At 60.4% G+C, this 13694-nt stretch carries 13 protein-coding genes; 6 read left to right on the top strand and 7 right to left on the bottom strand.

The genetic code is table 11. The features are described from left to right. Window positions 1–105 precede the first annotated feature (105 nt). The 7 genes from NZK81_RS20295 to bphC are packed head-to-tail and all read right to left on the bottom strand — an operon-like array spanning window position 106 to window position 8476. On the bottom strand, window positions 106–2610 hold the full coding sequence (locus NZK81_RS20295; protein WP_260047872.1) for a TonB-dependent receptor: 2505 nt from the start codon (window positions 2608–2610) through the stop codon (window positions 106–108). 21 nt (window positions 2611–2631) lie between these two features. After that, window positions 2632–4812 (bottom strand): TonB-dependent receptor, encoded by a 2181-nt coding sequence (locus NZK81_RS20290; protein ID WP_260047871.1) that lies wholly within the window; start codon window positions 4810–4812, stop codon window positions 2632–2634. A gap of 28 nt (window positions 4813–4840) precedes the next feature. Further along, complete coding sequence (locus tag NZK81_RS20285; RefSeq protein ID WP_260047870.1) at window positions 4841–5434, bottom strand: 2-hydroxychromene-2-carboxylate isomerase; 594 nt, start codon at window positions 5432–5434, stop codon at window positions 4841–4843. Next, the gene (locus tag NZK81_RS20280; RefSeq protein WP_010891031.1) at window positions 5431–6693 is read right to left on the bottom strand and encodes an aromatic ring-hydroxylating dioxygenase subunit alpha; all 1263 of its coding nucleotides are present in this window, start codon (window positions 6691–6693) and stop codon (window positions 5431–5433) included. The genes NZK81_RS20285 and NZK81_RS20280 overlap by 4 nt, the downstream gene beginning before the upstream one ends. A gap of 24 nt (window positions 6694–6717) precedes the next feature. Beyond that, the gene (locus NZK81_RS20275; protein WP_260047869.1) at window positions 6718–7206 is read right to left on the bottom strand and encodes an aromatic-ring-hydroxylating dioxygenase subunit beta; all 489 of its coding nucleotides are present in this window, start codon (window positions 7204–7206) and stop codon (window positions 6718–6720) included. Beyond that, on the bottom strand, window positions 7206–7532 hold the full coding sequence (locus tag NZK81_RS20270) for a non-heme iron oxygenase ferredoxin subunit (RefSeq protein ID WP_122129290.1): 327 nt from the start codon (window positions 7530–7532) through the stop codon (window positions 7206–7208). The genes NZK81_RS20275 and NZK81_RS20270 overlap by 1 nt, the downstream gene beginning before the upstream one ends. A 44-nt stretch (window positions 7533–7576) precedes the next feature. After that, window positions 7577–8476 (bottom strand): biphenyl-2,3-diol 1,2-dioxygenase, encoded by a 900-nt coding sequence (bphC, locus tag NZK81_RS20265; protein ID WP_122129291.1) that lies wholly within the window; start codon window positions 8474–8476, stop codon window positions 7577–7579. Window positions 8477–8706: 230 nt separating this feature from the next. Between bphC and NZK81_RS20260 the strand changes: the two genes are divergently transcribed. From NZK81_RS20260 to NZK81_RS20235, 6 genes are all read left to right on the top strand, one after another. Next, window positions 8707–10125 (top strand): Rieske 2Fe-2S domain-containing protein, encoded by a 1419-nt coding sequence (locus tag NZK81_RS20260; RefSeq protein WP_260047868.1) that lies wholly within the window; start codon window positions 8707–8709, stop codon window positions 10123–10125. Further along, entirely contained in the window at window positions 10122–10616 is a 495-nt protein-coding gene (locus NZK81_RS20255) for an aromatic-ring-hydroxylating dioxygenase subunit beta (protein WP_260047867.1), read from the top strand. The genes NZK81_RS20260 and NZK81_RS20255 overlap by 4 nt, the downstream gene beginning before the upstream one ends. Further along, entirely contained in the window at window positions 10600–11592 is a 993-nt protein-coding gene (locus NZK81_RS20250) for a PdxA family dehydrogenase (RefSeq protein ID WP_260047866.1), read from the top strand. Before NZK81_RS20255 ends, NZK81_RS20250 begins: the two co-directional genes overlap by 17 nt. Before the next feature lie 10 nt (window positions 11593–11602). Next, a complete protein-coding gene (locus tag NZK81_RS20245) occupies window positions 11603–12883 on the top strand; it encodes an aromatic ring-hydroxylating dioxygenase subunit alpha (RefSeq protein ID WP_260047865.1) in 1281 nt (426 codons plus the stop codon). Next, window positions 12880–13368, top strand: coding sequence for an aromatic-ring-hydroxylating dioxygenase subunit beta (locus NZK81_RS20240; protein WP_260047864.1), 489 nt, complete (start codon window positions 12880–12882; stop codon window positions 13366–13368). Before NZK81_RS20245 ends, NZK81_RS20240 begins: the two co-directional genes overlap by 4 nt. 42 nt (window positions 13369–13410) lie before the next feature. Next, window positions 13411–13694: glutathione S-transferase N-terminal domain-containing protein (locus NZK81_RS20235; protein WP_260047863.1), on the top strand; the 284-nt coding region annotated here is incomplete at its 3' end.

Below are 13694 nucleotides of genomic sequence, written 5' to 3'. Positions count from 1 at the left end.
AGTTGCCAATACCAAATTGGGCGGCGAGGTGTCTGGCAGGCTCTTGGTCGGTGCGACCAGAAGGGTGAGGGCGGCGGCAGACCGCCGCCCTCGGGGGGGTAAGTGTCAGTACTTATAGGCGAGCTTGAGGAACCATTCACGAGGGCGTGAATAGGTTGCCACCGCTGTTCCACCGACGTTGGGATCGACGAAACCGCCCTGGATATAGCGTTTGTCGGTCAGGTTGGTCACGCCAGCGGTCACGGTGAAGTGCTCGCTCTTCTCGGTGAACGAAGCACTGGCACCGAACACGCTGTAGCCAGGCTGGCGCAGTTGCGGGCTGTTGATCGCATCCTTGAAGGTTTCGCTCTGGTATGACCAGTCGCCGCGCAGAGCCAGTTTGCCCATGTCGCCTTCATAGACGTCGGCATTGAACGAGGCCGATCCGGTCCATTCCGGCACGAAGGCGAACTTCGAGTTCAGGTTCACGGGGAACGCGAACGGATCAATGGAGCGGTAATAGGCATCAAGATAGCCAACGCCGAAGGTCAGGCGTAGCCAATTGGTCGGAGCCGCCTCGCCTTCGACTTCAAAGCCTTTGATCCGACCGGAACCGGCGTTTCGTGCCCGGGGGGCGATGCCTTCGCTGACGACGACCTGGATGTCATCGTAGTTTGACATGAACGCGGCGAGGTTCAGGCGCAGGCGGCGATCCAGCAGCTCGGTCTTGAGGCCGAGTTCGTATGATTCCACGAATTCTGGCCTGAACGACGGCGCAACCTGTTCAGCCGGGAAGATTCGCTGCGTGAAGCCGCCGTTCTTGAAACCCTTGGAATAGGAGGCATAGACCAGGATATCGTCGGTGATCTTGTAGTCAGCCGAAATTGCCGGCGTCCATTCCTTGGCCTTGGCGGCAACCTGGACCGCCGGCATCGTGTGGTTTCCACCAGGGTTAGTGGCGGCTGGTGCGCAGCCTCCAGGCAGCGGGAAGCCGAACAGCGGGCTCGCCGGATCGGTCACCAGCATGGGAACCGGCTGGCCGGTTACGCATTGGCTGAATGCAACGAACACGCCTTGCGGGTATGGAATGATGCCGGCCTGCCCCAGCGGAACTGTGTAATCGTTGTAGATCGTCTGGAACGACGGATCAAAACGCTTGGTCTCATTGGTATAGCGGATACCCGGCGTAATCGAGAACCGATCGGTCACCTTGAAGGTCGCCTGCAGATAGCTGGCATAGCTGTCGTTATCGATCTTGCCACCGCTGATGAAATCGGCAAACCCAAAGTGCAGGTCATTCTTGTCCTGGCCTTTTTCCTTCAGGTAATAGGCACCCAGAACGAACTTCACGCGATCGTTCAGGATGCTGCCGGTCAATTGCAGTTCCTGCGAGGCCTGCCAGAGGTCAATGTTGTTGGTCGACTCAAGGTAGGGATGCGGTGTGCCGTCGAAGTCCCACACAGTCGTGGCCTTCTGATCACGGTAGGCGCTGATTGACTTCAGGTTGATGTCGCCGAAATCATAATCCATCGTCAGCGTCGTGCCCCACAGGTCGAAATCTGACTGGTTCTTGCCATCAGACCAGGTCGTGTCGATATCGCCCGTGATCCACTGCTTAGTGGCGCAGCTTGGATTGTTGACCGGCGCTAGCTGGCCATCCGCACCGCAAGCACCGGCGCCGCCACGCAGCTTGTTCCAGGCATAGGTCGCACTGGGGAAAACCACGCTCCGACCATTCAACTGTACGACCTGCAGCAGGTTCGGCGATTCAAACAGGTCTACCAGAGTAGAGGCAGCTGCCGCCTCGCGGCGGATGTTGATATCCCCGCTTAGGTTGATGGTCAGCTTGTCGGTCGGCTCCCACTTGAACGCAATGCGTCCGCCGAAGCTGTCCTTATTGCCCTGGCGGCCTCCGTCGAACAAACGCTTCTGGTAGCCGTCGCGGGTTTCATAGGAAGCAACCGCGCGCATTGCGAGAGTGTCGCTCAGTGGCACGTTGATCATGCCCTTGATATCGGCGCGATTGAATCGGCCCGTGGCCGCTTCGAGCTTCAGATCAAAATCGTGCTGTGGTTCGACCGAATTGACCACGATCGCGCCGCCGATGGTGTTCTTCCCGAACAGCGTGCCCTGGGGCCCGCGCAGGACCTGCACGCTCGAAACGTCGGCCATGTCGAGCAGCGCACCGACCGAGCGGGCAACATAGACGCCATCGACATAGACGCCCACGCCCGGGTCGACCGTGATATTGAAATCGGTCTGACCCACGCCGCGGATGAACGCGGTGATCGAGGCGCTCGAACCCGAGAGATTGGCGACCGGCGAGATGTTCACGTTTGGCGCAAATTTTGCGACTTCGGCCACGTTGGTGACCTGGCGTTCCTCGAGCATTCCGCCGGTCATCGCGGTGATCGCGACCGGCGTTTCCTGCAGGTTCTCGGCCCGCTTGCGCGCAGTCACGATGATTTCACCTAGACCGCCGGTATGTTGCTCCTCAGCCTGAGGCTCACTTGTTGCGGCGTCCTGCGCATGCGCCGCCATCGGTGCGAGCCCGATTGATCCGACGATCGCCGAGGCGCTGGCGCGCAGGACGACCTTCCGGAAATTGAACGATCGGTTTGTCATTGGCATTCTCCCTGTTGTTATGTCACTTTACAACTTGGTCTCGATTGTCATTCCAATCTTACGAGGTTGTTCATAGAACCCGTCGGTGCCCAACGTTCCGGCACGTATGGTCTGAAAGACCTTTTCGTTGGTCAGGTTGGTCACCCACAGCCCAACCTTGAAGGCTTCGCTTTCGGGCTGCCAATTGATCGAAAGGTTGGACAGGGTGTAGGGGCGCTGCGAGAATTTATTGGCAAAGTCGTAATAGACCCGGGAACTCCACAGGAGATTGCCGGCCAGGGTGACGCGACCATTGCCGACGTCATGGCCCCAATCAAACCCGACATTGCCCGACCATTCCGGCGCCCGGGTCATGACCTTGCCGGATGCATCGAACGGCGCCGCCACGTTGCCGGCAAAGTCGCCATTGCCGTTGACGATCGGCGTAAATCCCTGGGCGTTGAGGAAATCCTTGTAGCGGGCATGGGTATAGGCAACCGCCGCGCGCAGCCTCAGGTCGCGGACCGGGCTGATGGTGGTCTCGAACTCGCCGCCATAGATTTCGGCATTGGCGGCGTTTTGCAGGATGTATCCGGGGCCGGTCGGGGCCTTCGACTGAAGCTGCAGATCCTTGTAGTCGTAATAATAGACGGCAAGGTTGGTGCGTAGCCAGTTCAGCGGATCGGATTTGATCCCGAATTCAGCCGCTTTGATGTTTTCCGGGTTGACCGGGGTGCCGCCGGTTGCCGCCATGTTGTACACCCCGCTCTTGAACGCGGTGCTGTAGGTGGCGTAGACGTTGGTCTTGTCGGTTACCTCATAACGGACACCGACTTTGTAGTTGAACTTGTTGAACGTTTTTGAAACGTCATCGACCAGCAATACGCCATTGTTACTTTGGCTAAACCAGCGCGTCTCGGTAGTGTAACGCCCGCCAAGAGTGAGGAACAGCTTCGGCTGAACCTCGTAGGTGCCTTCGGCAAAGCCCGCGAATGAGCGCCCATCAAGCTTCGGCGTGAGCGACGGGCCCACCAGGGGCGAGGCCAGGTTGGTCGTGGACCAAGGCTGAAGCACCGGCGCGCCGCCGCCGAACTGGTAGAAATAGCCGCCGACCAGCCACTGGAACCGACCGGGGTTGGCCGAACTCAGCTTGATTTCCTGGCTGCCCGACTCCGATTCAAAAACTGCCGGGAAGCTCGAAAGCTTGATGTTCGAAGCATCGCCATCGGTGGTCTGTTGCCAGCGCAGGTTGAGGAACCCAGAGGTGGTCTCAAGCATTACATTGCCCAGATCGAGCCGGGTGTGCAGTGCAAAGCTCCACCTTGTGAGATTGAGCAGCGGAACCTCGGTCAACGACGCCTGCCAGGCATCGGTCGGTACGATCACGCCCGGCCAGTTGCGGCCCGCGGTGTTGCCGTCCAGCGGTTGCGGCGAATTGGTCGTGCTTTCCTGATTGAAGTATTCCCCGGTCAGGACCACCTTGAAATTGTCGGTCGGCTTGAACAGCAACTTGCTACGCAGGTCGATAACGCGCTGGTTGCCCAGAGTGCCTCCACGGACCAGATCGTCGATGTATCCGTCGTTCTTGCGGAAAAGCGCGGCAAAGTCAGCCGCGACCTTGTCGCTCATTGGGCCGGTGAAGTAGAGCCGGGCATCGTAATCGCCGGCATCGCGCCTCATCCGCCCCACGCGCAGCGAAGCCTTGCCGCGGAAGTCGAAGCTGGGATCGGGGGTGATTACGTTGATCAGTCCGCCGGTGGCATTGCGGCCAAAGGTCGTTCCCTGCGGGCCACGCAGCACCTCGACCCGTTCGACCTCGACCAGGTCGATCCAGTTGGCGGCCGATTCCGGTTGATAGACACCGTCGACGTAGGTTGCGATATTGGGTTCATCACCAACCGAAATGCCGGTTGAGCCGACCCCGCGGACCACCGGCTGGAAGACGCCCATATTACGGCTGCCGATGAAGCCCGGCACAACCTGAGTGAGAGAGCGGACCGTCGAAACATCGGCGGAAGCCAGAGCGTCGCCGGTAACCGCAGTAACTGCAACCGGCACGTCCTGTAGCCTGGCCTCGCGCCGAGTGGCCGTGACGATAATGTCACCTAGGCCCGTGTCGGTAGCGTGGGATTCGTCCGATTCGCTTGTGATGTCTTGTGCCAAGGCCATCTGCGGCGTCAGCGCGGTCGCTCCCATCAAGGCGGTGAAATAGCAGCCATACTTTTTCATGCAAACCTCCCCTATGTAACCGAATTGCTCATTTTGACTTGTTCAAATACTCGGCAAGAAAATCCAATCGGTCATTTCCCCAGAAAATCTGGTCATCGACAAACATCAGCGGCGCACCGAACACGCCGCGCTGGATCGCCTGGCTCCGGGCCTTGCGATATTCGTTCTGGCCGGCGGGCGATTCGACGAAAGCGATCAGCGCCGCGGGATCAAGCCCCGCTGCTATCGCGCATGCGGCTAGTTCGTTGCGGTCGCCGGGATCGATCCCCTGGCCCCAGATCCGGCGGTAGGCATCGGTCACAAATGCCTCGGCCTTACCGTGCTCGCGGGCGAACAGCACCGCGCAATTCCAGTCTGCGCAAGCGAAGCTGGCTGGAAAGGTGAGGGGCACTCCATAGCGCTCGGCCCAGCGCTCAAGGTCTGCCTTCATGACCTTGATCTTGGGCAAGACCTCGCGATTGGACGGGCCATAGTTGCCGGCGGCAATTTTGGCTTCGGGAATGTCGATCGGCCAGTAATCGACCGTGCATCCCGCTGCCCGCGCGATCTCCGGCAGCTTGAGCTGCGCAAGGTAGCTGAACGGGCTGATGAAATCGAAGTAGAAGTCGATCGTGCGGGTCATGTCGGCTCCACCTCAAAGCCGACCATTTCGCGATAATTGTCCCAGAAGCCGATGATCGCGCCCTCGGTGACGAGATGGTCGGCATCCTCGGCCCGGCCGCCACCCATCGCGATGTAGGACGTCGCGCTTGCCTCGCCGACGATGGCGTTCTGGACGATTTCCACCGCTTCGCCGTCTTCCATCGAAATGAGCCCGGCGGGGCCGATCAGGTTGGCTTGCTTGAGCCGGATGGCCTGCATTTCCGCATCGTCGTCCTGGTAGCCGAAATGGGTCCAGACGAGCTCGAATTCATCCGGCCCGTAGGTCACCGTCTGGCGCACCGCGAGAGTGTTCTGGATCTGCTGGAGGACCAGGTTGGGGTAGACCGCGAGGATCACCAGCGTAACATTGTCCGCGAATTCCTGCCGACCTTTCAGCAGCGACATGTCCTGCAGCTTGAATTCGGTGTCGAAGGTGCGGGAATCGCCATAGGCCTGCTTGTCGGCGGCATCGTCGTTGCTGGCCGCGATCGAATAGAGCAGCGAGTGGCGTTTGTTGGCATCCATCAATGCCTTACCTGTCTGGGTCGAGCGATAGAGACCGAACGTGTTGTGAAACAGGTGCAGCAGGCTCGCGTGGTAGGGATCGCGGGTGTTCTCGGCGTAGAGCTTCCAGTTCCCGCGGATCCGCTGGCGCTGGTCGCCCAGCACGGTGATCGGCTTGCACATGATCCGCTCGATCTGTTCGACCACGATCGGGCCGAGGAAATCGCGGCAGGATTCGACAGTTTCGGAGAATGAGGCAAACACCAGACCGCCAACGGATTCGGTGCGCAGCTGGCGAAGATTGTGCTGGGACATGTCGAAATCGCCCGGCATCCCGCCCTGTCCCTTGAGGCCGCGGCGGAAGGGTACCCCGATCAGGTTCCCCTTCAGATCGTAGGCCCATTGGTGGTAGACGCATTCCAGGCTTGCGCGGTTGCCGCGCATTTCGCGGCAGACCAGGGCGCCGCGATGGGCGCAGCGATTGACCACGACATGCAACGAGCCGTCGCTATCGCGCGTGAGGATCACCGGTGTTTCGCCCACGAAGGTCGATTTGAAATCACCCGCCTGCGGAACTTCAGCCTCAAGTCCGACGAAGGACCAGCAGTTACCCTTGAAAATGTTCTCCTGTTCGCGATCGTAGTACTGGCGATCGGTGAAAACGCGGTACGGAACCCGGCATCCTGCAGTGGACGGGGCTTGATCCAAGGCGTCTGTTTGCTGGGGAATGGACATAATTGGGTGCTTTCAACTTTGCAGCTAGATCGGGCGGACCATCATCGTATCGATGAGGTGGGTGTCGAAGATCGCGGTCTTGGAAAGGAAGCGCGGGGCAGCCCCGGAAACGTCGATTTCATCGACATATTTTCCGGAATTGTAGATCGACGTCTGACCGTCGTTGCGCGTCATCAGGACCACATAGTTGGTCTGTGTGATGACGATCTGCCCGCTCGTCGACTTCACGCGGGTCGGACCGAGAATATGCCGGTAGCTGTGCGCGGGAAAAATGTTGGCGCGGCGCAAAGACACGATGCGATCGACCAGCATGCCGCGGCTGTCGCAGAACACCGCGGCCAGATTCAGCGAACGATTGTGGTTCTCCGCAGAGATCACACTGTATCGGCAATTTTCCTCGAACAGGTCGGGCCATTCTTCCAACCGGTCGTCATCGATCAGTTCCGCGTGAAGCGCATTGACCTGCGCAGCGGCATGCTGAAACTGCATCTGCTCAAGGGTGGGAAGGCCCATCATGCTGCTCCTTCGGGCTTCGTGATGCAGACCCAGCCATCCTCGATTTCGACCGGATAGGACACGATCGCCACCTGGCAGGGAAAGGCCTTGGCCGCCCCCGTCTTGATGTCGAACGAGCCGCCGTGAAACGGACATTCGATGACATCGCCGTCCTGGTACCCGTCGGTAAGCATGGCATTGCCGTGGGTGCAGAGATTGTCGGTAACGAAGATCTCGCCATCGACATTGTATACAGCGAGCGCAGGCATCCCTTCGGCGAAGGCCGCGACCGGCTCACCGTCCTTCACGCCGGCGACTTCACAAAGGCGCAAGTTTTTCGACATGGTCGATATGTTTCCCTGTCAAGAACTGATTCAAATTGAGATTGTCAGAGCAGCGGAATGTCCATCCCGTATCCGGCTGCCTCGTTCCCGTGCCCGAAGATGTCGCGGGTGTAGTATTCCTGCTGGCTCGGCGCCTGGCGCGCACCCCAGCCAAATTCCCACAGCCAACCCGACGGGTTAGCGCAGTAAAACGTCAAGGCCTGGTCGTTGGCGTGCTTGCCCAACTGGAGCGCTACGTCGATCTTCTTCGCACGCACAACGTCATGGGCCATGCCGAGATCGTCGAGATCGGTGTATTCGAACATCAGGTGGTTGATGCGCTTTTCCATCGGTCCGAGGCCGAAGGCGACCGAGTGCTGGCGCTCGTTGCAATGCATGAAATAGGGCTGGGCGACCATGCCGTTGGGCAGGTGGAGATGGTATTCAACCGACCCGCGCAGGCCGAGCAGTTCATAGAACCGGGCCGCCGCCTCGACATCGTCCTGGCGCAGGATGCAGTGCCCGATCCCTTGCGAGCCGGTCAGGAACTTGCCGAACATCGGGCGGCCAGGATGAAACGGCTTGTGCGTATCGACCTGAGGGCCGAAGAAAATCTCGGTCGGGTTGCCGCCCGGATCGGCCAGCTTGAGCAGCCCGAGAACCCGGCGTTCGCGCGCCTCGGCTTCGGTGCCCACGGTGAAGGGGATTCCCGCCGCGCTCAGCTTTTCCTGCATCGCGGCGAATTCCTGCGGCCCGGCCACGCGCCAGCCCATGTAGGCCAGGTCATCGCTGCCATCAGCGTGCAGAACGATGCGGTGATGCCAAAGGTCCATCCGCAGATAGAGCCGATCCCCTTCGCCTTCATCGACGACTTCCATGCCGGCGACTTCGGCGGCGTAAGCGCGCCAGGCAGCGAGATCGGAAACGGAAAGACCAAGATAGCCGAGTTCGGTGACGACCGACATAGTTCAAACTCTCCCAATTCACCCCAAAGCGGGGACATTTTGCGATTTTCTGGCCGCCTTGCTTCGATTCGAGCCGCCAGTTTCAGCCATTTCTGCGCAATCACCTATCAGAACGTTTTTCATTGTGCAATACGTTGCACGACATGATGGGATGAGGTAATAGCCGTGTGCGATCTGCGGTTGATTCGCGGAGGTATTGGGTGCCCGACGCACAGAACGGGAGAGGATCGATGGAGCTCACTGAGAAAATCTGCGGCAGGATTGCCGACTTGCAGGGCTTGAAAGAGCGCATGCGCGCTTGGCTCAAGAAGGATCACGAGCGCGGGATCTTCCAGCTGGACCGCGCCGCTTTCACCGAAGCTGCGCTGTTTGAGCTCGAAATGAAGTACATCTTCGAGCGGAACTGGGTCTACCTCGCGCACGAGAGCCAGGTTTCCAAGCCGAACGATTTCATCACCACGAAAATCGGCCGCGTCCCCATCCTTGTGACCCGCGACAAGTCCGGCGATGTCGGCGCCTTCGTGAATGCCTGTTCGCACCGTGGCGCGCGCCTGTGCCGCGAGCGGGCCGGCAACAAGCGCAACCACATGTGCCCGTTCCATGGTTGGACGTTCTCGTCCGGGGGCGACCTGCTAGACGTCACCGATGAGAGCATCGGGGGCTATCCGGAGGCATTCAATCGCGCTGATTTCGGGCTTCAACCGGTCGCCCGGGTGGAAAGCTACCGCGGCTTCATTTTTGCCAGCCTCTCCGCCGATGTCGTCCCGCTGGTCGATCACCTCGCCGGCGCGCGGGATTTCATCGATATCCTGGTGGACCAGTCGAAGTCCGGCGCAATGGAAGTTTTGCCCGGAACCAACCGCTACCGCTATCACGGCAACTGGAAGATGCAGGTCGAGAACGGGCTCGACGGCTATCACGTCATGACCACGCACGCCAACTACTTCATGACGGTTCAGCGCCGCGTCGAAGGCATTTCGAAGAACGAAACCAAGGCGATTAGCTTCGATGGCTTCACCGCGCGCGATGGCGGGTCGTTCTCGTTCCACAACGGACACACGGTGTTGTGGGCCGACTATGCCAACTTCATGGATCGCCCCAATTTCGAGATCATCGACTGGTTCGAAGAGTCCTACGGCGCCGAAAAGGCCAAGTGGATGAACAAGCGCATCCGTAACCTGCAGCTGTTTCCCAACGTCTTCCTGATGGACCAGACCAGCACGCAGATCCGCATCATCCAGCCGCTGGCCGTGGATGAGACCGAAGTCAGCACGGTGTGCATCGCCCCGGTCGGCGAAAGCGTTGAGGCGCGGGCCCTGCGGCTGCGTCAGTATGAGGATTTCTTCAATTCGACCGGCATGGCGACCCCGGACGACCTGACCGAATTCAACAATTGCCAGATCGGCTATGGCGGCGGCGAAGGCCGCTACAACGACATGTCGCGCGGTTCGACGCGCTGGGACACCGGCCCGGGCAAGTTCGGCGAGCCGCTGGATTTTAATGTTGTGCTGAGCAGCCCGGCGGTTGCCGACGAAGGCCTCTATGTGGCGATCCATGACGAATGGCTCACGCTCATGGAAAAGGCCATCGACAGCGAGTGCAGCGAGCTTGCCGGCTTCCTTGAGCGTTCGCAGGAGAAGGCACCATGACCGCATTCCATTCTCGCTGGCTGGCGGTTTCCCGCTTCATCGGTCAGGAAGTCATGGCGCTTGACGACAAGAACTGGGATGCCTGGCTGGCGCTCTATCACGAAGAGGCGGAATACTGGGTTCCAGCCTGGGACGATCACGAACGGCCGACTGCGGATCCACTGAACGAAGTCTCGCTGATCTACTATCCCAGCCGGGGCGGGCTTGAGGATCGGGTGTTCCGGATCAGGACCCGGCGCTCGGCAGCGAGCACGCCGCAGCCACGCACGGTTCACCAGTTCTCCCTGCTGTCTGCTGACGAGAGCGATGGCCAGGTGCATGCGCGGACGTCGTGGACCACGGTTTCGGTGCTGGAAGGCAAAGTCACCACTCTCAGCGGGTGGGCCTTCTATGATCTCGAACCTCGGGATGATTCGTTCGTGATCCGCCGCAAGAAGACGGTTGTCGTCACCGATCTGTTCCAAGAAGTAGCCGATGTCTACAGCCTCTGAGCGGGTGCGCCCCGTCGTCGGGACGATGATCGGCGATCCCGCCGGGATCGGACCCGAAGTGGCGGTCAGGGCGCTGGCCGACGGTTCCGTCCACGCGGATTCGATCCCCGTGCTGGTCGGGTCTGCTGCGGCGGTAGAGCGGGCGCTCGATTTCACTGGCACCAAGGTACGGCTGCGGGTGATGCGCAGCTTCGAAAAACCCAGCGACGATCCCGCGATCATCGACGTCATCGATACCGGCGCGCTGCCCGATGGCGTTCTGCCCCTGGGCGAGGACACCGAGGTCGCCGGGCACGCCACCGCGCAATGGCTGGATGAGCTCGACGCGTTGGCCCGCGACGGTTCTTTCGCCGCAACGATCATGGGGCCGATCAGCACTGGTTCGCTGAAACTGGCCAAGAAGCTCGACAGGGTCATCAGCCCGACCCCGGGCGAAAGCTATCTGGTGCTGCTGACCGGGCCGCTCCGGATTGCGCATCTCACTGACCACATGTCGCTGCGGCAAGTGATCGACGTCATTTCAGCCGATCTCGTCGCCACGGCGGTGGGGCAACTCCACGAGGCCATGCAATCGTGGGGCATCGCCCAACCGCGGATCGCGGTTGCCGGTCTCAACCCACATGCCATGGGCGACGAGGATCGCCTTGAAATTGCGCCTGGGATTGAAGCGGCGCGGGCCAGGGGCATCGATGTCGAAGGGCCTATCGCGCCTGACTCGGTCTTCCGCCACTGCATCGAGGGTCGCTACGACATGGTCCTGGCGATGTTCCACGATCAGGGCCACATCGCGGTCAAGACCTGGGGCTTTTCGGGCAACAGCGTGATCATCATGGGGCCTCCGTACCTGCACATGTCGGTGGCCCATGGCACCGCCTACGACATCGTCGGTACCGGCAAGGCCGATGCCGCGATGATGCTGAGCGCGATGCGCACTTGCGGACGACTCGCTTCGGGCCGCGGTTTCGAACAAACTTAGGGAGAAGACCATGAACGCTGAAACCATGCCCGGCGCCGCGGGGTCGGAGCCGACTGCGGTCGATTACGCAGTCTATCACAGCCACGCGATCTTCACTGCCGAACAGGAAAACATCTTTCGCGGACAGACCTGGTGCTACCTCGGCCTCGAAGCCGAGCTGGCCAACAGTGGCGATTTCCGTTCGTCTCATGTCGGCAATACTCCGGTGGTGGTTACGCGGGCAACCGATGGCACCATCCATGCCTGGGTAAATCGCTGCGCCCACAAGGGCGCAACCGTGTGCCGCTCGCTGCGTGGAAACCAGGCCGACGGGGCGTTCGTCTGCGTTTATCACCAGTGGGCCTATGACGCGACCGGCGCACTTGTCGGGGTGCCGTTCCGCCGCGGGCTGAAAGGCGTGGGCGGCTATTCGAAGGATTTCAATCCCGCCGAGCATTCACTGGAGCGGTTGCGGGTCGAGACATTCGGCGGCCTCGTGTTCGGCACCTTCAACCCATCCATCGCCCCGCTCGAGGACTTTCTGGGTCCGGTGATGCGCAAATACATTCAGCGCGTCTTCCAGCGCCCGGTCAAGGTTCTGGGCTATGCGCGGCAGTTCATGGCTGGCAACTGGAAGCTCTATTCGGAAAACAGTCGTGACAGCTACCACGGCGGTCTGTTGCACCTGTTCTATCCGACTTTCGGCATCTACCGCCAGAGCCAGGAAAGCGCAGGTCTGGTTTCGGACGAGGGCTACCACACCGTCTTTACCGTGTCTAAGCCCAGGGGCGATGTCGACTACGGCTCGTTCGGTGACGAGGCCAACCGCGAGATGCAGGGTGAGGCCAAGCTGCAGGATGAGCGCCTGCTGGCATTCCGCCCGGAGATCGCTGATGATGTCGGACTGCACATCCAGTCGATCTTCCCGTCTGTCGTTGTCCAGCAGATCCAGAACACCCTCGCCACCAGGCAGATCGTGCCCCACGGGACCGACAGGACCGAGCTGGTCTGGACCTATTTCGGCTATGCCGACGATGACGAGGAAACGACTCGCCACCGCCTTCGCAACCTCAACCTGGTTGGACCGTCCGGGTTGATTTCGATGGAAGACGGCGAAGCGGTCGAACTGTGCCAGCAGGGCACGATCGGTGCCGAAGGCAAGCGCAGCTTCGTCGAGATGGGCGGGGACGATGTCCGACCGTCATACGCCCCGATGGGCATGGATGAAAATTCCGTGCGTGGGTTCTGGAAGGGCTATCTCGGGCTGATGGGCAATGCCCTGGCCGATCTCGCAGCGGAGGGCCGGGCATGAGCGTTGCAGTCGAAGTAGCGCAAGTCGCGCAAAGTGCGATCGACGATTTCAACGCGGCTTACGGGCTTTGCCTTGATGATGACCGGCTCGAGCAATGGCCCAACCTGTTCGTTGACGATTGCCTGTACCAGGTGATCGCGCGAGAGAATGTCGATAACGGCTTGCCCGCAGCTGTGATGTATTGCGACAGCAAAGGGATGCTGGCGGATCGGGTTGTCGCGCTGCGCAAGGCAAACGTCTTCCCCGAACATTTCAACCGGCACCTGATCGGGCGTGCGGTGATCACCGGCGCGGAAGGCGACCAGGTTTCTGCTGAAGCCAGCTATGTCGTCTTCCAGACCCGTAACGATGGTGAAACGCGTATCTACAATGCCGGCAAATATGTCGACCGGTTCGATCTTAGCGGTGGAACCGTTCGTCTGAAGAGCCGGACCTGCATCTACGACACGCTGCGAATCGCCACCCTGTTGGCGACCCCGATCTGAGCCGATCCCCCATTTCCTGTTTTGCCCAAAAGGAGACTATCCATGAAGCTGTTCATTAGCCCTGGTGCCTGCTCGCTCGCCCCGCATATTGCCCTGCGCGAAACCGGTGCGGCGTTCGATGCGGTGAAGGTCGATCTGGCGACCCGCAAGGTCGAGACCGGAGACGATTTCCTGACGGTCAACCCGTCGGGCAAGGTTCCGGCGCTGACCCTCGACAGCGGCGAAACCCTGACCGAAAATCCCGCGATCCTGCTTTACATCGCCGACCAGAAGCCGGAAGCCGGCCTGGCGCCGCGCGACGGCACCATGGACCGGTACCGCCTGCT

Origin of the sequence: Novosphingobium mangrovisedimenti, assembly GCF_025153475.1 — a bacterium.
In the GTDB taxonomy this organism is placed as follows: domain Bacteria; phylum Pseudomonadota; class Alphaproteobacteria; order Sphingomonadales; family Sphingomonadaceae; genus Novosphingobium; species Novosphingobium mangrovi_A.
This window is presented reverse-complemented; position numbering and strand designations above follow the sequence as displayed.